This is a genomic window from Bacillus sp. 007/AIA-02/001, assembly GCF_004634455.1.
Taxonomy (GTDB): Bacteria; Bacillota; Bacilli; order Bacillales; family Bacillaceae_G; genus Bacillus_A; species Bacillus_A cereus.
Window position 1 is genome coordinate 169,430 of record NZ_SEIY01000008.1, and the last position, 20,206, is coordinate 189,635.

Consider the following 20,206-nt stretch of genomic DNA (forward strand, 5'->3'; position numbering starts at 1 on the left):
GGTTTTAAAGTTTTTGAATTGAATGAAAGAAAAATAAAATATACAATAAAAGGATGGAGAGAAAGGGGAGAAAGACATGTTACGATTTGATCATCTCGTTCACACAGTTCATGGTACACCGGAGGAAGCGGCAAAACAAATGCAGGAACTTGGATTTCATACTGTATTAGGCGGAGAGCATACGAATTGGGGTACTTGGAATAGTTTAAGTTATTTTGATTTATCATATATAGAATTTTTAGCAGTTCAACATGAAGAAAAAGCGAAAGAAGCAGAAAATCCATTAGTACAAGAAACAGTGGTGAAACTACAAAATGGAGAAGGAATGCTACAAATCGCGATCCGAACAGATGCAATTGAGGAGCTAGCAGTTAACTTTAATAAGTACGGCTTACATACGATAGGGCCATTTGAAGGGAAACGTATGAGAAAAGATGGCCGACTTTTAGAATGGAAAATGTTATTCGTTAAGCAAGAAGAGAACGGACCGAAATTACCTTTCTTTATACAGTGGAATGAAACGGACGAAGAAAGAAGAAACGATTTACGTAACAGTGGGACGATTACTGAACATAAAAACAAAGTGCAACAAATTGAAACGATTCATTACGCAGTAAAAAATGTTCGAGAAACAGTACGGAAATGGAAAGAAGTAATGGAGCTATCTACAAGCTCAGTTGTGAAAAATGAAAAATGGAATGCCGAGTGTCAAAGTGTAGTATTTGGAGATATTCATGTGCAGTTTTGTGAACCGATTGGAGAAGGGCTAGTGTTAGAACATTTGAATAAGAATGGTGAATATCCATTTGCAGTAGAGTTTAAAGGTGGAAATAAACGAGAGCATGAAGTGTTAGGGAGTTTGTACATATATTGATAGAGGTGAACGTTGTGGAAGAAATGCTTAGAGAGATAGAGAGAATACTAGAATGGCCTCGCATGTTAAAAGCGACTGTTATTTCAAAAGGCTTTTCATTCGATGAGAAATATAAAATTGAATTAGAGAGTGGGGCCTCGTATTTTATTAAAGTATGCGATTCATCATATTTTGAACGGAAGCAGGAAGAATATGAATATATGCAGCAGCTAGATTCTTTACATATTCCTATGCCAAAATTAATTCATTTTATTAGTCTTACTAAATTCAATAAATGTGTACAAGTTTTTGAATGGATTGATGGATTAGATGGTGAAGATATATTAAGAACGTTGTCTACAGAAGAGCAGTATAGGGCTGGAAAAAAGGCTGGAGAAGTACTAAAAAAGATTCATTTAGTTGAAAAAGAAGATAAAAGTAATTCATGGGAAATGTCTATATGGAGTAAATATGAGAGATACTTAGAAGCGTTGAAAGAATATGAAGTAGACTTTTTTCATTTAAATACAGTGATAGATTTTGTAGGAAATCATAAAGATTTATTAAAAAATCGTCCCATCGTATTTTTACATGACGATTTTCATCCGGCTAATATAATGATTGACCAAAATGAGTTTCGGGCTGTCATTGATTTTGCTAGATTCGATATTGGTGATCCTATTCATGATTTTCATAAAGTAGCACTATTTACAACGAATATAAGCAAACCATTCGCGATTGGACAAGTTCACGGTTATTGCGGAGGAGAACCTGATCTACATTTTTGGAAACTGTACTCATTATATGCAGCAATGATATTCCCGGCTGATATCGTATGGACAAACCGAAGCACACCATATTTATTAGATGATATGAAGGAAAGATTAAATGGAATTTTAGAAGATCATAATCATTTTTCATCTTATATTCCAAAATGGTATCAATCAAGTGAATTTAATAAATAAAGGAGTAATTTATATGGATAAAATAGCAGTAATTTCAGATATTCACGGTAATATTCAAGCATTAGAATCCGTGTTGAATGATATTAAATTAAGAGGAATCGAGCGCATTATTTGCCTTGGAGATTTAGTAGGAAAAGGACCTCATTCCAGTGAAGCAATTGAAATCATTCGTAAAGAATGTGAAGTAGTCGTAATGGGAAACTGGGATGATTTTATTACAAAGCCGACTGAATTTGAAGCATTGAAATGGCATCAAAAACAATTATCGGAAGAACAAAATGACTATTTAAGAAACTTACCATTTTCAATCGAGTTTTATATGAGTGGGAAATTCATTCGTATGTTTCACGCTTCACCGAGAAGTTTATATGAAAGAATTCAACCACACGCTTCAAGAGAAGAACGTATTAGTATGTTCGAAAATAGTGATCTGACGGAAAATATAGAAGGGGAAAGAAAACCAGATGTCGTTTGTTACGGTGACGTTCACCAAGCGTTCGTTCAAAATTTCAGAGGGAAAACGTTATGTAATGCCGGTAGCGTAGGAAACCCACTTGAAATAACGCAAGCTTCCTATTTAATATTTGAAGGGACTTACAATGAAAAAGAAGCAGCGAGCTTTTCTATTCAACTTGTACGAGTACCGTATGATATTGAATTAGCTATCAGACTAGCAGAAGAACTCGAAATGCCAGAAATTGAAGAATACAAACAAGAATTACGGACTGCTTTATATCGAGGGTTTAAGGCAAAGTAAGCTAATAATATATCAACGATTTTTCAAATATATCTATCATAACTTAAAATATATCAATGATTTTTTCGAGATATCAGCGATTCGAGAAAGGATATCAATTTACTGACAAATAGTGACATGAATTATTATCTATAATTATATTATGTCAACTAATTATAAAGGGAGATATCATGAACCGAAAACAAAGAATCAAAGAAATTGCAGATCATATTGTAAAGCTAAATTTAACCCATCCAATAAGAGTTGGAGTAAGCGGTATTACAGCCTCAGGAAAAACAACATTTGCAAACGAACTAGCGGAAGAAATAAAAAAACGAGGATTACCAGTAACACGCGCCAGCATTGATGATTTTCATAATCCAAGAGTGATTCGCTATGCAAAAGGAAAAGAATCTGCAAGAGGGTATTATGAAGATGCACACGATTATATAGCTTTCAAAGAAAGATTATTAATGCCTTTAGGACCTAACGGAAATTTACAGTATGAAACGATTTCTCATAACTTAATAACGGATATGCCTGTACATAATGAGCCGCTATTGGCCACGCAAAATATGATATTAATAGTAGATGGAACGTTTCTATTGAAAAAAGACGTTGCGCATTTATTTGATTACAAAATCTTTGTAGATACAAATTTTGAGATTGCGAGAAAACGTGGTGCTAAGCGGGAAACTGAAGCTTTTGGCAGTTATGAAGAAGCAGAGAAGATGTTTTTAAACAGGTATCACGCGGCTTGTAAGATGTATATAAATGAGCATAACCCAAAAAGTTATGCGGATGTTGTATTTCGGAATAGTGATTTAGCAAATCCAGAAGTTATATTTCAAGAGCGAAAGTAATACATAATCAAAATTATATGTATAGCCTTTTATTTATAGTTATAATTCTCGTATAATTAAATTAACTTTAGAAAGTAAAAAACGGGGGATAAGGCAATAAAAAAACGTAAAAAGGGGACAGGGAATAGAATGAATGAAGTACTAGAACTAAAAGAAGAACTACTACAAATTAAAAATAATAATTATGCTGTACCAGAAGACGTAGATGCATATCCATATGCGCAGTGGATGCTAGATTATATCGGATCACCTGATGCTGAATTACGTGATGATTTAATTTATAGTACGCTTCACACATGGATTACAAATGATGTATTTAGACAAAAAGAGTTAAGAGGATTAATGTTACAAGCAATTAGTCCTGATTATTTATTTTATAAAATTGGTGAAAAGGGAACAGACTCTGTATTTAAACGTGCATTCTCCGTATTAATTCCACCACTTATTTTATCTGTTCATGAAAGAGAACCGTTGTTATCCGAAGAACAACTGTACAGTGTAGCAGAACAAGTGCTGGAATATGTATATTTAGAAGAAGATGTAAGAGGTTACGTAGAAGGAAAAGGCTGGGCACACTCTACTGCACATGCAGCAGATGCGCTTGATGCGTTAGCACGTACAATACAAAATCGTGAATTTTCGTATGCGATTCTTGCAGCTGTTCGTCAAAAGGTTCGATTAAGTGATTACGTATATGTACACTTTGAAGATGAGAGATTAGTAAAGCCAATTATGTCTTTACGTAACCAAAATCTTTTAACTGAAGAAGAGTGGAGCAACTGGTTACATAGTATAGCAACTGTTGAAGACATCCGACATCCGCAGCATGCTATTTTAGTACAAAATATTAGAACTTTCCTAAGAAGTTTTTATTTCAGAGCTTTAGAGACAGAGGGTAGTACAGCCTTTACAGATGATATATTGGAGACTTTGAAGGGTTTGCGTAGGTATTAAAAATTCGTTTTTCTAACAGAAAAGTACATAAAACCAACACCTCCCAACCATACTAATAAAATGTTTTGGAGGTGAGTTTAATGGACAAAAAAGACTTTGAAAAAGTATATAATGATTATTTACATCAAGGGGAAGAGCAAGCTCAATTTGAAATAGCTCAGGAAGTTACTTCAGGAGCAGAACAAATTGTTGCTGTTCGTAAAAATGATGAAGGTGATTTGATTGCTTTTAAAACAAGTAGCGGGAGAGAGTTAGATTATATGACTGCTCTTAGTGAAGCAAAATCAGGGAAGTTAGCTCATGTGGACGTATTTCATAAGTATGGTAGAGATATTATACGTAGTGAACCTGATGGAATAAAAGAAAATAACTTAGATAATTTACCTTCATTTTAAAGGGTAAACCTCAAGAAGAGAATGTTCATTACGATATTCTCTTCTTTGTTTTGCGAAGTTTTCCTTGCAAATAGACGATTCATTTTTAAAGTGCGATCATACTTTTAAAGAGCTCTCTAAATTTCTCTTTATCTTCTGCTGTAAATGGTTTCGGTCCCTTTGTACGTTTACCACTTTTTCGAACCATTGCACTTAAATATCGTGTTTGTAACAATTGTTCAATGTTATCATTCGTATACTTATAGCCTTTATGGTGTAGAACGATACAGCCTTTTGCTAAAGCGAGCGAAGCAAGACCGTAATCTTGTGTTACGATTAAATCTTCTTTTTTTGCTAACTGCATAATTCGGTAATCTGCAGCATCTGCTCCGGAATCAACATATATTGTTTCCACACCTTTAGGTTGCTGAGCATTAGAATAATGAGAAAAGCTAGTAACGAGGGTTACAGGGATTTCTGCATTCGTAGCCTCAAAAATAATTACATCTTTTACAGGGCAAGCATCTGCATCAACGTAAATTTTCATTTTTATCACTCCTATAACTAGGTTCGTGTTGATGATAATGGTAGATTTAGGTTTTGTCAAACAAGTAATATCTTCCGCAATTTAATACATATGTATTTGTATAAAATGAACGAATATTTCGAACTAAATAACGAATATACTATAGATTTTAATAAGTGGTTATATGTAGTGATTTGAAAATTTCTTAATACGAAAGTATTAGGAAATTTTATTTGAATTTCATTCTGCGGATTGATTTTTAATAGTGTTTATTTGGATAAAATAGCAATAGAATATATATAAATAAAATGTATTTTAAATTAGAGGATCATTTCATGTTACTGCTCTATGCAATGGTTTCAAAAGATAAGTAAGTCTGAAATTAATCAGGAGGGCCGAATGAGGAGTTTCGATTTATTACAAACAACTATTAATATATCAAAAAATGATCTTATTCATAAAACGAATGATGATAAGTATTGGGTGTATGAAGTGATTTTTCAATCGCATGAAGGCATACCACCTCATAGCCATCCATTTGGAGAAGATTGTGCGGTTGTGTTGTCAGGTCATTTGGATTATTATATTTCAAATAAAATAATGATTCGTGCATCAAAAGGAGAGATAGTGTTTGGGTGGAAGAACCATATACATGGCTATAAAAATAATGAAACAGAACCATTGCATCTATTAATTTTTGTTGCGCCGAATAAAATTGGGCTAGAATATTTATCTGATGATGATCCGAAAATTGTGCACGTACCGGAAGAAAAGCGAATAATGAAGCTTTCCGAATATCAAGTAGTACATTCTCCTTTTTCTTCTTTTGAAAGAATAAAAATAGATGGTGAATATTCAGAAGCATATAATGAGAATGGACTTATGGCGTTTATTGATATCGAAAATAAACAAATGTATATATTTGAGGGTGAGAATGTGGAGATAAAAACTTCAAATCCCATAATATTTATTAAGTATACAGCTAGATTGTGAGAATGGAGAGTTGCTTTTCTCTATTTATAATAAATATGTAGTTAAGAATATTAAAGAGGAATATTTTACAGAAAATAGGGGATGAGTTTTGTTATTTAACTTGTAGATAACGAAATAGAAATGACCATTTATTGAGGAGAGCGATATTTATATGCAGTTATATTTTTATAATGAAAACTTCAGAAATATAATAAATCAATATACATTTTCAGAAGAGCAGCTTTGTTATACAGGTTTACCTAAAAAGCTTGTAAAACTATCGAGTGAGGATTCAAATCGGCATTCAATTTTAGCTATGAAAGATAATGAGCTTGTAACGTTTTTTGTTTTACATAAAAATGACGGGGTTAAACCATATACAAATAATGAAAACTCTATTTTAATAAGAGCATTTTCAACAGATTTTCACCATCAAGGGAAAGGATATGCAAAACAAGCTTTAAAGATATTACCTGACTTTGTCCGAAATAACTTCTTAGGTATAAATGAAATTATTTTAGCAGTAAACGTTAAAAATGTAGCTGCACAATCTTTATATAAAAAATGTGGTTTTTGTGATAATGGGGTTAGAAGGATGGGGCGGAAAGGTGAATTAATCATAATGAGTTACAATTTATAAGAATCATTCTTAGAAGTGGGGAAGAAAGATAAAGAAAAATGAAAAATTTCGAAAAGAAAGCCCCTGTATCAATCATCAGGAGCTTTCTTATAATTTAATTTTGGAATTAAGCTTCTTTTCATTATTTTTTGCTTACTTATTATCTGGAGTTAATGAATAAAGAAGTTTTAAATGTATTAAAAAGTTATTTTATTTCCCACAAACCAAAATAGCCTCCCGCAAACGAGAAATACCTTCCTCAATTTGATCAATATCCACTTTTCCATAAGATAAACGAATATAACCATCTTTCGCGCCGAAAATACTACCTGGCATAAAAGCAATTTCTTGTTTTAAGCTTTGCATAATAAGTTGTTTTTCGTTTATCGGTTCTTTTAATTTTCCCCATATGTATATTCCACCGGTCGGATTTGAAAAAGAGATTTTATCATGAAGTTGCTCGTTTAGAGCTCGAACAATAACGTCTCTTTTTTCTGCTAGTTGTTTTCGTAACGGTACGATATGCGACTGAAATGGTACAGTTTCGAAAAACTGCTGCATAAGCCACTGCGGGAAAATACTCATTCCTAATTCCATTTGATGCCTTGCGTCGGATAACCTTTCTACTACAGATTGCGGAGCGACGAGCCAGCCGACTCGTAATCCTGGCGCAATCATTTTTGATAAAGAATGTACATAAATAACTGTTCCATTTTCATCAATCGATTTTAAAGTAGGGCAAGGTTGTTTCTTTTCTAGCGTCAGCAAGCTGGATGGATCATCCTCAACAATTGCAATTCGTAAATCTGCGCAAAGTGATAATAGTTTTTTTCTACGGTTTGGATGAAGCATCGTTCCCGTAGGATTTTGGAAGTTTGGATTTAAAAAGATCATTTTAATACGATGCTTTCTATATAATTCTTGCACATCGTCTGGATTAATACCATGTTCATCAACAGGTAACGGGAAAATACGAATACCTGCTGATTGGAATAGCGGTAAGGAATAACAGTGCGATGGACTTTCGAAAGCGACGGCATCACCTGGATTTAATAAACATTGCACGATAAGGTGAAGTGCTTGCTGGGCGCCGGATGTAATCATAATGGATTGTTCAGTCGCCTCAACTTTTAAATATTCTTTCATATATTTTACGACCGCTTGTCTTAGCGGGAGATAGCCTTGCGGATGATCATAACTTAATGAATGCGTTAACGGTTGTTCTCGTAAAATTGTTTGTAGTTGATCGTGTGGGTAGAGATTACAACCGAGTTCTCCGTTTGCGAAATCAATAATATTTTCATTTTGTTGTACTTCTGCCCGAATATGGCGAAGTAACGGTAAGTTTGGTAAGAACGTACCGCCTTCTACGAAATTTCTCCAGTTAGGCGTTAATGTTGGAGAAACGCCCCACATATGTGTACTTACACGTGTACCTTTACCAGTCGTACTTTCTACAATTCCCATAGCACGTAGTTCGTTATAAGCAGTCGTTACTGTACTTCGGTTTACATTTAACTGTGTAGCTAATTTTCGTTCGGAAGGTAGGAAGCTTCCTGGAGGAAGTTCTCCGTATGTAATACGTTTTTCAATAAAGTCAACAACTTGCTGATAAATAGGGATTTTACTGTCGTTATCTAGCTTCCATTCCATACAAACGCCTCCGCATCTCTTATATACATTCAGTATAACAAATTGGCTGGGTAAAAAAACAGCCAATTGGACGGTGTTATATCCAGCCAATTTTACTATGCTAAATATGGAAGGGGAGATTCGGATGAAACGATGGCAAATGGAATGGCTCCTAGTATCTGTTGCATTAGTATGGGGAGCAAATTATACAATAGGAAAGTATGGCGTGGCATATATGTCATCCATTCAATTTAATAGTTTACGATTTTTAGTAGCATCACCGGTATTATTACTTATTACTTTTATGATGGAACGCTCATTACGTATTGAAAGAAAAGATTGGTTACGATTAGTAGCAGTCGGCATCGTTGGAACGACAATGTATCAAACGATGTTTATGCTATCTGTGAAATATACTTCAGCAACGAACGCTTCATTATTAATTGCAATGTCACCTATTTTTACAGGGATATTAGCAGTATTGCACAAACAAGAACGTTTTTCGATGAAAGTACAAATTGGTTCAATCGTAGCCTTTATTGGTGCAGCATTCGTTTTATTAACAGGACATACAGGAGGAGCTACTTACGAGTATGCGTGGCTCGGAAATATAATTGGATTAGTCGCAGCAATTGCGTGGGGATGGTATCCAATTTTAGCGCAACCACTCATTACAAAATACTCCGCAATGAGAGTTACATCATGGTCTACTTTAATTGGAATTGTACCTCTCGTTATATACTGTTTACTCAATGTAAACACACTAACGTGGCCAGTAGATATGCCAAGCTGGGGATCACTAGCATATTCAATCGTCTTTGCGACCATATTCGGACTTGCAATGTGGTATGTCGGTATTAGTAAAATAGGCTCAACGAAAGTAATGGTTTATATGTATCTTGTGCCATTGTTTGCAGTGATCTTTGCGGCAGTAACAATAGGGGAGCAAATTAATATGATGCAACTAGTTGGCGGGCTTATTATCTTCATCGGTTTATATGTTGTAAAAAAAGGTGGAATCAAAAAGCCAGCTCTCAATTTGAAAAAAGTAAGTTAACAGTAAAAAGGATCTCTTTCATATAGAAGGAGATCCTTTTTGTTTTTGTAATAAAAGCGCTTGTTCAACGGCCCATTTTTGATGATCGTGTATGAGAAGCTCTATAGCATACAATGGAGACATCCACCTTAGAACATGATCCTCCTCACAGTTTTCAGTTTGTTTCTGCACCATATTCGCAATATAAAAAAATCCATCGTTTAAATAATATATATCTTCCTTTTCTGCATAAAAATATCGAGCCGCATTACCGATATACTGATCAATTTTAATTGCCCATCCTAATTCCTCTAGTAGTTCACGGTGCAAACATTCTTCTTTTGTTTCATTACCTTCCATACCGCCACCAGGTAAAAAGTAACGGTCTCCTTTTTGGATAACAGCAATCTTTGAAGAAGATGATTGAAAAATAATCGCATAACAACTAGGCCTTAATGTATAATGAACGTTAATTTTTTTAGAGCCAAATGTGAGTTTTGAAATCATAAAACACGACCTTTCTCTATAAAATACATAAAAGGAATATTAAGGTAAACGTAGAATTGTATAAGTATAATCTTAACAGATTGGAGTGATAACAACATGATAAATCGAAAATGTTCAAGATGTAAAGAAATAACAGGTACGATGCACGGTGGTAAAAAAATTAAGGAAGAATTTCTATGTGAAGACTGTTTGCAAAAAGGAATTGAGAGCGGAGAAATCGAATTATCACAAGTGGAACAAGAAAAAACCTCGTATCTTTCTATAAAGATATTAAAAATAACGAGTGTTATTTATTTAATAGTATCAATTATAACTGCTTTTTCTGCTGGAGCATTTATACAAGATCCAGGGCTTGGTGGAATATCTTTTTCAATAACAGGTACAGTTGGTGTTATGATAATTGGATCCATATTCCAGTCTGTTCTTGTATTTTGCGGGATATGGGTATTCATCCTATTAGTAGAAACAGTCATTAAAATTTATGAAAAAATGAAGTGAGTGAGAGGGAGAAACATATGCGAGTAAGAAATATCCAAGGGGAAGATTATGTAAAGATTCATTCAGTTTTAAATGAATGGTGGGGCGGGAGAGACATGGTTGCCATGTTGCCAAAACTGTTTTTTGTTCACTTTCAAGAAACGAGTTTTATCATTGAAGAAGAGGGCGAAACGTTAGGTTTCTTATGCGGATTTTTTTCACAAACATATAAAGATGAAGCATACGTTCATTTTATCGGTGTAAATCCGAAGTATAGAAGAAGAGGAATCGCATCGACATTGTATTCTTATTTCTTTGATGTCGCTCGTGCAAATAATCGTAAAGTTGTAAAAGCAATTACGTCACCAACTAATAAAAAGTCGATACAGTTTCATCAAGAAATCGGTTTTCGAATTGAGGCTGGGGATGATGAGGTAGAGGGTGTATCGGTACATACAAATTATGATGGGAATGGCGGGAGTAGAGTTTTATTTTTGAAAAATGTGTAGATAAAAGGGGAATGATTGCATGGATATGCAGCAACGGAGAATGTTAGTAGCAGGAATCGTTTTAGCAGTAGTGTTAGGGGTAGGCTATTTTTCGACAAACGTATTACAAACTTTCTCAATCGTATGTTTAGCAGTAGCGATTGTATTTGGGGTTATAGGGAGCATACAAAAGAAACGTCAAAACAAGAATTAAAAATTTGAAAATTTTATGATCCCTTAAAATTTCTCGTTTTAGGGTATTTGTTTTTCTTAGCTTAATGGCGATTGGATTGTATCACAAATTCTATTAAATTAAGTTTATATCAAAACACCATTCTTGCCCTGTTGTTGCAGACATAATGATATCTTTTTTTATTTTGTTAATTTGATAGAAGTGAGTGGGATGTCAAAAGCAATTTCTGTAAAATAATTTCATCAAAAGAAGGGGATTTATATGCATTTTGAAAGAGATAGATATTTTTTGGAGATGGCATTGGAAGAAGCAGAAAAGGCATTAAAAGAAAACACATATCCAGTAGGAGCAGTTATTGTTGATGGAAATAATAATGTCATTGCAAGAGGAAGAAATAGAGTGCATCCACAAAAAGACATAACAGCTCACGCAGAGATAGACGCTATTCGCAATGCAGGGGAAGCAATGTTTGATGCAAAAATAAAAAATGAGAAGTTTACTATTTATAGCACGTTGGAACCGTGTCCAATGTGTACAGGTGGTATTTTATTCGCAAAAATACAGAGAGTAGTCTGGTTACTAAATGATGACTTAGGTTTTGGTGGATATAAAAAGATAAAAAATGCTTTAGTTTTCGAAGGGAAATTTAATAAAATCGACATAGTGGAAGAACCATTTGAAGACTTAAAAACAAGACAAAAAGAACTTATGAGACAATGGGAGCTAAATCCCAATAATATTATTAATTTGCGTAGGGCTATAAAAAAATAGTTGTTTCTTTCAATTAAATCGGGATACTGCCACATTACCATCAATTTAAAAAATATAGTGAAATTATATCGATTTAACAAGAGAATATGGAAGAATCTATTACGAATAGAAAGCCGTCCTAAAAGTATTCTAGGATGGTTCTTTTTGTTGTGAGGAGATAAAGAGTATGGAGAATAAACAGAGTAGAAATGAGTATGTAAGACGCATACATAAGGTTCAAGATTATATAGAATCAAACATAGACAGTTCATTATCCATTGAAGAGCTAGCTGATATAGCAGGATTTTCGAAGTATCATTTTCATCGGATTTTTAAAGGAATAGTTGATGAGCCATTATCGCGGTATGTGAATCGCTTGAAACTAGAAAGGGCAACACATCTACTTACATATCGCGCAGACATGACGATTACAGATATTGCGTATCACTTCGGATTCACAGATTCAGCAGTTTTTTCCCGAACATTTAAAAGTCATTACGGTGTAAGTCCGTCTCAATATCGAAACGATAATAGCAAGAATTGCAAAGACGTAAGGGGAATTCCTCAATACAATGAATGTAAGAAGGTTCGAGGAAATGTTGAAATTGTAACAGCGGACGATATAAACGTCGCATACATAAGACATACAGGTACATATGAAGAGTTAGCTATAGCTTTTCCAGAAATGATAGAAAAATTATTTCGTTACGCGGCGAAGAAAAACGATCATGTATTTGAGGATACGAAAGTATTAACCATTTACCACGATCATCATGAATTTACTGAGGACCATCATTTAAGAACAAGTCTATGTGTAACAATTTCAGATGAATCCACAGTAGAAACGAACGACGTTGGAATAATGGTAATACCTTCTGGAAAATATGCAGTAGGACATTTTGAAATATTCCAAGATGAATATAAAGGAGCATGGGATTTCTTATACGGTGAATGGCTGCCAAATAGCGGATATAAACCGAGAGATTCCTATCCTTTTGAAATGTATAAAAATGACCCAAGGCAGCACCAGGAAAATAAACATATAGTTGATATATATGTACCTATCGAACCTTTTTAATCATAGGTTAAAGGGGAAAGAATAATGAAAACTGCTGAAAAGTTAGATCAGATTATAAAAGAAGAATATGAAAATATGAATGGTATGTTAGTAGTGCGGAAAGGTAATGTTATTTTTGAAAAATATTATAACGATTACGGACAAAATGATACATTTCATGTAGCGTCAGTTACAAAAACGATAATCTCTGCGCTAATTGGAATATGTATAGATAAGGGCTATATAAAAAGTGTTGATCAAAAAGTAATAGAGTTTTTCCCTGAATATAAAGTAAAGTCATCTGAAGTAACAGTGCGACACCTACTTACAATGACAGCTCCATACCCTTTTGTAGACTGGCAGGAACCGTTAGAAGAATTATGTACACAACCAGACTGGGTACAGTATACACTTCATAGAATGGGGAACGGTGGAGAGATTGGATCTTTTAAATATTCATCTGCAGGAGCGCATGTACTATCAGCAATGATTACGAATGCAACAGGGAAAAGTGCACGTGAATTTGCGAATGAGTACTTATTTCAACCACTCGGCATGAGCGAAATTCCAAACTACAATATGAAAGCATTTGGATTCGATGACTTATTCGGAAAAGATGTGAAAGGATGGGTTCACGATCCAAACGGTATTTCGACGGGCGGCTGGGGACTAACGTTAACGGTTAGGGATATAGCTAAGTTTGGACAGCTGTATTTGAATGAAGGTATTCATAATGGAAAACAAATACTATCAAAATCATGGATAAAAGAATCAACAGAAATGAACCAAAATCAATATGGTTACTTATGGTGGTTTCGAGAAGAAGATGGAATCTTTTCATACTGTGCTATGGGTGACGGTGGGAATATGATTTGTTGTATTCCAGAGAAGGATTTGGTTGTAGTAATTGCTTCTGAAGCTATGCCGAATGCACAGGACAGATGGGAATTGATTGTGAAATATATTCTTCCTGGCATACAGTCAAATCAATAATGGTAGTAAAAAGATGGGGTGAATTTTGGTTTTATACCATCTTTTTGTTTTGTGACGTAAAGTTCATGGGAATGTAAGGGTTTTGTTAAAAGTGTAAATATTAGGGTTTTTTAATGTAAAAAGTCTTTCTTTATGTATAATGGGGACAAGGCCTAAAAATACTTAAATATTTAAGTGAATATTTTAAAAAGGGAGATTAAGGATATATGAAAAGCTTACTTCCAAAAACTTTAGCTGTTACAGGATTAACTGCTTCTTTATTAGGTATGGTTTCTTCCGTTTCATTTGCTTCGATTAGTTGGGATAATAATGCAACGTGGACAGGAAGCGGAGCAAAAGCTAAGGCAACTGCCTATACTGCAAAAAAGGACGAACCTCATTTTTACAAGATGACTGTAAGAGCTAGCTTTGATGATGGGACTTCTAAAGAGTTAGCATTGTATGATGCTAAAATTTCAGATCGTATAAACGTTAGCGTTGCATCCAAAGGACCGGTGACCAGAGGTTATTCGGGTCATGAATGGATAATGGTAGGGGATAGTGCGTACACTTCTAAGGAAATGGTAATTAAATAAAAATCAACAAAAACCGTGAAAAAGGATACATACCTTTTTCACGGTTTTTAAAATGAGGAGGATATATGAATCTAGTATTAAAAGAAATAGTGGTGAAAAAAACAATATTCATTATGCTATTTATTGGATTTGTATTGACAATATGGCCAATCCTGATTGCAATGTCGACGCGAGATTATTATGATGAGAAATTTTATGATAGTAAAAATGGTTATTTTAATTATTACTATTCAGTTCAACTTACTAATATGGGGGAAATCAATTTCGAACAATTTCAGACGTTAATAGAATCTGATTTTAAAAACGCTAGTGTTATTACAAATGATATTCGTATTACTATTCCGGATATCGGCCACGTAATAATGAATGGTCTCCTTAATAAAAATTGGTCTCCACCTTTGCTAAAAGGTTCTCAGATGGGACAAGATGAAAAAAATAGTGTAATAGTGGGGAAGAAAATTTATAAGGATATGGCAACAATAAAATTATTTAATAAGGAATATACAGTTAAAGGCGTAGCTGGAGAAAATACTGGATATGAGTATAATATTAAAATTTTCGTCTCTCTAAATGACATGCCAGATGAGGTGAAACAGATGATACAAAAAGATAATACATTCCAAATGATTGTTCGTTCTAATGAAAACCCTATCAAGGAAATAGAAACTTTCATACAGCATATGAAACAGAACAATAAAGATATAAATGCCAAATTGATTAGTGAAAAAGAGAACTATGAAAAGGAAAAAAACTCAAGTGAAGCCGTAGAAGAGTTACTCAGTTTTCCATATAGGCTTTTATGTATAGCTTTCATTACCAATATAATAGTAAGTTATTATTGGATTTATACGAAGAAAAAAAGTTTGTCGTTAAGGAAAGCTTTGGGAGCAAGTAATATAAATCTTTTTATTTTTATATTTAGTCAATTATTTTTATGTGCAATCACTGCATCAGCCTGTGCAATATGCATACAATGGATTTTTAGCATTTTGAGTGAAAATATTATAGAGTTTACAAGTTATAGTATTAGTTTACAGTCTACTCATATTGTAATGTGTGTATTTCTTTCACTTACTATAGCTTTCATCCTCTCTGTAATACCATTTGTATATGTGCTTAAAAGTGAACCTGCTAAAGCATTAAAGGAGTAAAAATGATGAGAATAAAAAGTGCGTTCATAGCATTAAAAAAGAGATTTCTATTTTCCGTACTTCTTCTAATACAGATTACATTTGGATTAGCAACTCTAACGAGTTCAATTAATGTATTTTATAATTTACACCATCTAAACGATAAATCCAGCTCGGTATTAAATGTGGATAAAACATATTTAGTTACTTTTGAAATGACGACAGATAGATTACAAAGCAATCAATTTAATAAAGAGAAAATTCAAGCGGTTTATAATACAATTCATCAAAATAAAGATGTGATTTCGTATGGTACATACGAGGAGCGAGTTATTGAAATAGAGTCAAGTAATAGACCATTTCAAAACAGTATGATTACTGATTTGAAACATAAAACGTTTCACGATGAAAGACCTACTATTAAAACAATTTTTGTAGATGAAAATTACTATAAAATGTTACGTTTACCTTTAAAACCTGAAGAAGGTTTCTCGCATGATGACTTTCAAAAAAATAGTGAAGAAAAAACAAAAGTTTTAATGGGTTCTTACTTTAAGAAATATTTTCAAGTTGGAGATACAATTAATGATCGATATACAATTATAGGGTTTTTGCCAGAAAATAAATTTATCGTAAATAATAATACGACGAACACATATTTGAAGTTGGATTACGCAATGATAATGCCTATGTCATTTGATAGATTTGAAAAATATGAAGCAATGTTTTTAAGACTACATCAAAGTACAGTTTTATATTTACAAAAAGGTGCAGATGTAAAGAAACTAGAAGAATCAATTCAACTTAAAGGAAACGGCGGTACGTTTCATTTAAAAAGTTTAGGTGATGAAATAAATGAAGATGTTACTCTTAACGGCTATTCGGAAATACCTCAACTTATAGTAGGAATCTTATTCGTTGTATTCTCGATCGTCGGAATTGTAGTAACGACCATTGTTTCTATCTTGATGAGAAAGCGGGAATTTGGTATAAAAATAGCTTTTGGCGAAAGTAAATTTGGTATGTTTATTCAAATTGTTTTAGAGAACATTATTGTAGCAATAACTGGCTTAGGAATGTCGATAACTTACTTTTCATGGAGGTATGGGGTTCTATTACAAATGTCGAAGGATTTAAAGGAAGCAACGGTATTAGACTTTAAATTGGATATGCCTATATTGTTTTTAGTATTTCTATTCTTATTATTAATCATCGTTGTCTCGAATGTAATTGTCTTCTTATTTATTAGAAAGCTTGAACCGAAAACATTAATAGGTGGGATGGAATAATGGGGTTAATTGAACTAAAAGATATTAAGAAGGTGTATAGTAATAAGAATCATAATACGTTCGCGTTAAACGGTATAAATTTAACGATAAATAAGGGCGAAATTATAGCGGTAATGGGGCGATCAGGCTCAGGGAAGAGTACATTACTAAATGTTATAGGGTTAATTGATATGCCAAATGAGGGTGAATATATGTTAAATGGAAAATCATTAACTGAAATTAGAGCAAATAAAGTTCATAAAACAAGAAATGAAATGATTGGATTTATATTTCAATATTTTGCATTGTTAAAAGAACATACTGTACTAGATAATGTAGTGCTACCACTCACATATAGAAAGCTAAAGCAACGAGAAAGAGAAAATAAGGCGAAGTTCTATTTAGAAAAAGTAGGTTTAAAAGAACATATGCATAAAACACCGGACGAGCTATCAGGTGGACAACAGCAGCGCGTCGCAATTGCAAGAGCGTTAGTAGGTGAACCAGAATTAATATTGGCTGACGAACCGACAGGGAATTTAGATAGAAAAACAGGAGAAGAAATTATGAGTTTGCTATTACAACTGAATGAAGAAGGGCGAACAATTATTATTGTAACGCATGATATGGAAGTAGCGAATAAGTGTAATAGAATTATTGAGTTAGTTGATGGGAAAATTGTACGGGTTTAGTAATTCAACCAAGGTACATCAAAATAATTGCTTTTTATTTGTAGAATTAAAGTAAAATAACAAATCCCCTGTAACTTTTTATGATAGAAATTCGTTTAACAAAAGAAAAGATTTTTAATGAGGAATGGGGGAGAACAATGAAAATTTTAATACTAGGTGGTACACGATTTTTGGGAAGAGCTGTTGTAGAAGAGGCTTTGAACAGAGGGCATGAAGTTACATTATTTAACCGCGGAACAAACAAAGAAATTTTTCCTGAAGTGGAGCAGCTTATCGGTGACAGAAATGGTGATGTATCAAGTTTAGAAAATCGGAAATGGGATGTTGTCGTGGATACATGTGGGTTTTCTCCGCATCACATTCGGAATATTGGAGATGTCTTAAAAGATAATATAAAACATTATGTATTCATCTCAAGCCTTTCCGTATATAAAGATTGGATTCCGCATGACATAAAAGAAGACTATATATTACAACCTGAACCGACGGAAGAGCAAATAAAGGCTGTAGAGAATGGTGAAATATCTCCTTATGAGCATTATGGTGCGCTGAAAGTATTATGCGAAAAAGAAGCAGAGAAGTATTGGCCGGGGCGTGTTTTACACGTAAGAGCAGGACTTCTTTCAGGAATGTTCGATTATACAGATCGACTTCCATACTGGATTCAGCGTGTAGCAAAAGGAGGTAACGTGTTAGTTCCAGGAAGAAAAAATCGTCCAGTGCAGATAGTTGATATAAAAGATGTCGCGAGATTTGGACTCAACATGGCAGAAAATAATAAAGCAGGTACATTCAATATAACAGGTCCGAATGATGAATTGACGATGGAAGAGCTATTAAATACGTGTAAAAAAGTTACGAATAGCGATGCTGAATTTGTTTGGGTAGACGAATCGTTTATGAGTGAACACAATGTGCAGCCTTGGACAGAAATGCCTTTGTGGATTCCAGAAACTTTCCCATTAGATGGTGGGACGAAGCCGTGGAGAGGCGGGTTTTCTATTTGTATCGAAAGTGCGGTTAATAAAGGGCTTACTTTTAGAAGAATAGACGAGACAGTTACAGATGTGTATGAGTGGATGGAGAGTACGGAAGAATGGGAATTAAAAGCAGGTATTTCAGGCGAGAGGGAGAAGGAATTGTTAGAAAGATGGTATCAATAAATTTAGCGGAGTTCTTTGAATATGCTTGATTGCACATAAGGAGGAAAAGGTGATGTGGAAAGACACCATTCACAGTATCTCATCAAATTTAAGCTTGAAAAACCCAGCTACGAAGGATGAACTTACTGATATACAAAAATGTTTACATGTGGAGTTACCGAATGATTTATATCAATTATTACAGGAAACAAACGGTATAGAAGGTGAATACGGTGACTTTATATGGTCTGATTCAAAAATTAAAACTGAAAATATGAGTATGAGAAATATAGTTGATTTTAAGGATTTATACATGCCTTTTGACTGTTTATTATTTTTTGCTGATGGGGGAAATGGTGATTTGTTTGGCTATTCCATTTTGAATGGAAAAGTACAAAGAGATGATATATATGTATGGAACCATGAGAATGATAGTAGAACGTGGGTTGCTCCTTCTTTAAAGACTTTTATGGAGTGGTGGGAGAGTGGAAAGATGATAATTTAAATATAGTATCAAAAAAAGTGCCTTGTTACTAAAGAAACAAGGCACTTTTTCACGAATAATTAATCTACCACTCAATCGGTTCTTCTCCGTACATCTCCCATAGCTTAGGAAACATCTTTTTTAAACCTTCTTCATCGTCTTCATTCCAGTCAAATTCAAAATCTACATCGTCGAATTCTTCATTAGATAAGACATGGTAAAGTGTAAAGTAAGTATCATCTTCGTCACCAGTTTTTTCTGCATATACAGTGAAACCGAAATATAAAGAAAGTTCTTCTATTTCTGGGACGTCATACTCACTCAAATTTTCTAATACAGGAATTAATCGTTCTGGATCTTCAATACAAGCTTCGTATGTCTCTTTTCCTTGATATAATAACCATCCGCGGAAGTAATCGAAAGTATCATCTGAACAGCCACCCATAATAATATAGGCTGCTGCCCATAAACGGGAGGTATAGGAGTCTTTCAAAAGGCGATGCATATGCGTATCAAAAGCTACAATTTCATGTACTGTACGTTTAGCAAGGTGAGAAGTAAGCCATTCTATTTGTTCTTCTTGGTCCTCACCTTTCGTTTTTGCACGATGAAGTAGCTCCCAAAATTCTTCTTCGGTTATCGTTTTTTCTTTTATGTAATCTTCCCCAGGCAACGGGTCTGTATATCCTTTTTTACGTTTGGAAGCAACTAGTTTATTAGCTTCTTTCATACATTCTTCTTCTGTTTCAAACTCTTTCGCTTTCACACTGCCAGCTGTGCCAATTTTTCCGTAAAACACAACATAGTCTTTTTCTTTCACAACGATTTTCCAAAACTTATTTGATTTCTCAGTTTGCTGGGTTAATAACGTTTCCATCCGTACCCCCATAATGTTTTCTAGTGTGCAATATGATTGTAAC

General features: G+C 33.9%; 25 protein-coding genes. 21 read left to right on the forward strand and 4 right to left on the reverse strand.

Features of this window, described 5'->3' with window-relative positions; genetic code table 11:
- The first annotated feature begins 76 nt into the window (after positions 1-76).
- The 6 genes from ES895_RS17435 (at position 77) to ES895_RS17460 (ending at position 4,766) form a co-directional block, all read left to right on the forward strand.
- Positions 77-874 (forward strand): VOC family protein, encoded by a 798-nt coding sequence (locus ES895_RS17435; protein WP_000943369.1) that lies wholly within the window; start codon positions 77-79, stop codon positions 872-874.
- A gap of 14 nt (positions 875-888) precedes the next feature.
- Positions 889-1,818 (forward strand): aminoglycoside phosphotransferase family protein, encoded by a 930-nt coding sequence (locus tag ES895_RS17440; RefSeq protein WP_016110239.1) that lies wholly within the window; start codon positions 889-891, stop codon positions 1,816-1,818.
- A 13-nt stretch (positions 1,819-1,831) separates the two neighbouring features.
- Positions 1,832-2,575: a metallophosphoesterase family protein gene (locus ES895_RS17445; RefSeq protein WP_000357652.1), complete on the forward strand. Its 744-nt coding sequence runs from the start codon at positions 1,832-1,834 to the stop codon at positions 2,573-2,575.
- Between the two features lie 170 nt (positions 2,576-2,745).
- The gene (locus tag ES895_RS17450) at positions 2,746-3,417 is read left to right on the forward strand and encodes a nucleoside/nucleotide kinase family protein (protein ID WP_001080549.1); all 672 of its coding nucleotides are present in this window, start codon (positions 2,746-2,748) and stop codon (positions 3,415-3,417) included.
- A 129-nt stretch (positions 3,418-3,546) separates the two neighbouring features.
- Complete coding sequence (locus tag ES895_RS17455) at positions 3,547-4,371, forward strand: DUF2785 domain-containing protein (protein ID WP_001006688.1); 825 nt, start codon at positions 3,547-3,549, stop codon at positions 4,369-4,371.
- Between the two features lie 80 nt (positions 4,372-4,451).
- Positions 4,452-4,766: a DUF3892 domain-containing protein gene (locus tag ES895_RS17460; protein WP_000358163.1), complete on the forward strand. Its 315-nt coding sequence runs from the start codon at positions 4,452-4,454 to the stop codon at positions 4,764-4,766.
- An 85-nt stretch (positions 4,767-4,851) separates the two neighbouring features.
- On the opposite strand, the gene ES895_RS17465 is transcribed toward ES895_RS17460, so the two are convergent.
- Positions 4,852-5,292 carry a YaiI/YqxD family protein gene (locus tag ES895_RS17465; RefSeq protein ID WP_000708769.1) on the reverse strand — a complete coding sequence of 147 codons (441 nt, stop codon included), beginning with the start codon at positions 5,290-5,292 and terminating at the stop codon, positions 4,852-4,854.
- Positions 5,293-5,670: 378 nt separating this feature from the next.
- Here ES895_RS17465 and ES895_RS17470 point away from each other — a divergent pair, with 378 nt between their 5' ends.
- Together ES895_RS17470 and ES895_RS17475 are read left to right on the forward strand one after the other, a co-directional pair.
- Positions 5,671-6,264: a cupin domain-containing protein gene (locus ES895_RS17470; protein ID WP_135238520.1), complete on the forward strand. Its 594-nt coding sequence runs from the start codon at positions 5,671-5,673 to the stop codon at positions 6,262-6,264.
- 151 nt (positions 6,265-6,415) lie between these two features.
- Complete coding sequence (locus ES895_RS17475; RefSeq protein ID WP_001177777.1) at positions 6,416-6,883, forward strand: GNAT family N-acetyltransferase; 468 nt, start codon at positions 6,416-6,418, stop codon at positions 6,881-6,883.
- 189 nt (positions 6,884-7,072) lie between these two features.
- On the opposite strand, the gene pdxR is transcribed toward ES895_RS17475, so the two are convergent.
- The gene (pdxR, locus tag ES895_RS17480; protein ID WP_000454897.1) at positions 7,073-8,515 is read right to left on the reverse strand and encodes a MocR-like pyridoxine biosynthesis transcription factor PdxR; all 1,443 of its coding nucleotides are present in this window, start codon (positions 8,513-8,515) and stop codon (positions 7,073-7,075) included.
- 124 nt (positions 8,516-8,639) lie between these two features.
- Between pdxR and ES895_RS17485 the strand changes: the two genes are divergently transcribed.
- Complete coding sequence (locus tag ES895_RS17485) at positions 8,640-9,551, forward strand: DMT family transporter (protein WP_000832986.1); 912 nt, start codon at positions 8,640-8,642, stop codon at positions 9,549-9,551.
- Between the two features lie 18 nt (positions 9,552-9,569).
- Here ES895_RS17485 and ES895_RS17490 read toward each other — a convergent pair whose 3' ends face one another.
- Positions 9,570-10,037, reverse strand: a complete 468-nt coding sequence (locus ES895_RS17490; protein WP_000624001.1) for an NUDIX hydrolase — start codon at positions 10,035-10,037, stop codon at positions 9,570-9,572.
- 96 nt (positions 10,038-10,133) lie between these two features.
- Between ES895_RS17490 and ES895_RS17495 the strand changes: the two genes are divergently transcribed.
- The 12 genes from ES895_RS17495 (at position 10,134) to ES895_RS17545 (ending at position 19,307) form a co-directional block, all read left to right on the forward strand.
- Entirely contained in the window at positions 10,134-10,535 is a 402-nt protein-coding gene (locus ES895_RS17495; RefSeq protein ID WP_000610500.1) for a DUF3980 domain-containing protein, read from the forward strand.
- Positions 10,536-10,552: 17 nt separating this feature from the next.
- On the forward strand, positions 10,553-11,023 hold the full coding sequence (locus tag ES895_RS17500) for a GNAT family N-acetyltransferase (RefSeq protein WP_001266069.1): 471 nt from the start codon (positions 10,553-10,555) through the stop codon (positions 11,021-11,023).
- 19 nt (positions 11,024-11,042) lie between these two features.
- Positions 11,043-11,216 carry a hypothetical protein gene (locus ES895_RS29330; protein ID WP_000367555.1) on the forward strand — a complete coding sequence of 58 codons (174 nt, stop codon included), beginning with the start codon at positions 11,043-11,045 and terminating at the stop codon, positions 11,214-11,216.
- Positions 11,217-11,456: 240 nt separating this feature from the next.
- Positions 11,457-11,966 (forward strand): nucleoside deaminase, encoded by a 510-nt coding sequence (locus ES895_RS17505; RefSeq protein ID WP_000545359.1) that lies wholly within the window; start codon positions 11,457-11,459, stop codon positions 11,964-11,966.
- Positions 11,967-12,132: 166 nt separating this feature from the next.
- Positions 12,133-13,023, forward strand: coding sequence for an AraC family transcriptional regulator (locus tag ES895_RS17510; RefSeq protein ID WP_135238521.1), 891 nt, complete (start codon positions 12,133-12,135; stop codon positions 13,021-13,023).
- A gap of 24 nt (positions 13,024-13,047) precedes the next feature.
- Complete coding sequence (locus ES895_RS17515) at positions 13,048-13,995, forward strand: serine hydrolase domain-containing protein (protein ID WP_135238522.1); 948 nt, start codon at positions 13,048-13,050, stop codon at positions 13,993-13,995.
- Positions 13,996-14,201: 206 nt separating this feature from the next.
- Positions 14,202-14,570, forward strand: a complete 369-nt coding sequence (locus ES895_RS17520; protein ID WP_000838682.1) for a hypothetical protein — start codon at positions 14,202-14,204, stop codon at positions 14,568-14,570.
- A gap of 65 nt (positions 14,571-14,635) precedes the next feature.
- Positions 14,636-15,721 carry an FtsX-like permease family protein gene (locus ES895_RS17525; RefSeq protein WP_135238523.1) on the forward strand — a complete coding sequence of 362 codons (1,086 nt, stop codon included), beginning with the start codon at positions 14,636-14,638 and terminating at the stop codon, positions 15,719-15,721.
- A 2-nt stretch (positions 15,722-15,723) separates the two neighbouring features.
- Entirely contained in the window at positions 15,724-16,989 is a 1,266-nt protein-coding gene (locus tag ES895_RS17530) for an ABC transporter permease (RefSeq protein WP_002098263.1), read from the forward strand.
- Positions 16,989-17,660: an ABC transporter ATP-binding protein gene (locus tag ES895_RS17535; protein ID WP_135238524.1), complete on the forward strand. Its 672-nt coding sequence runs from the start codon at positions 16,989-16,991 to the stop codon at positions 17,658-17,660. The genes ES895_RS17530 and ES895_RS17535 overlap by 1 nt, the downstream gene beginning before the upstream one ends.
- Before the next feature lie 137 nt (positions 17,661-17,797).
- Complete coding sequence (locus ES895_RS17540) at positions 17,798-18,823, forward strand: SDR family oxidoreductase (RefSeq protein ID WP_135238525.1); 1,026 nt, start codon at positions 17,798-17,800, stop codon at positions 18,821-18,823.
- A gap of 52 nt (positions 18,824-18,875) precedes the next feature.
- A complete protein-coding gene (locus ES895_RS17545; protein WP_135238526.1) occupies positions 18,876-19,307 on the forward strand; it encodes an SMI1/KNR4 family protein in 432 nt (143 codons plus the stop codon).
- A 64-nt stretch (positions 19,308-19,371) separates the two neighbouring features.
- Here the strand turns inward: ES895_RS17545 and ES895_RS17550 are convergent, their stop codons facing one another.
- Complete coding sequence (locus ES895_RS17550; RefSeq protein ID WP_098312575.1) at positions 19,372-20,163, reverse strand: DUF4240 domain-containing protein; 792 nt, start codon at positions 20,161-20,163, stop codon at positions 19,372-19,374.
- Positions 20,164-20,206 lie beyond the last annotated feature (43 nt).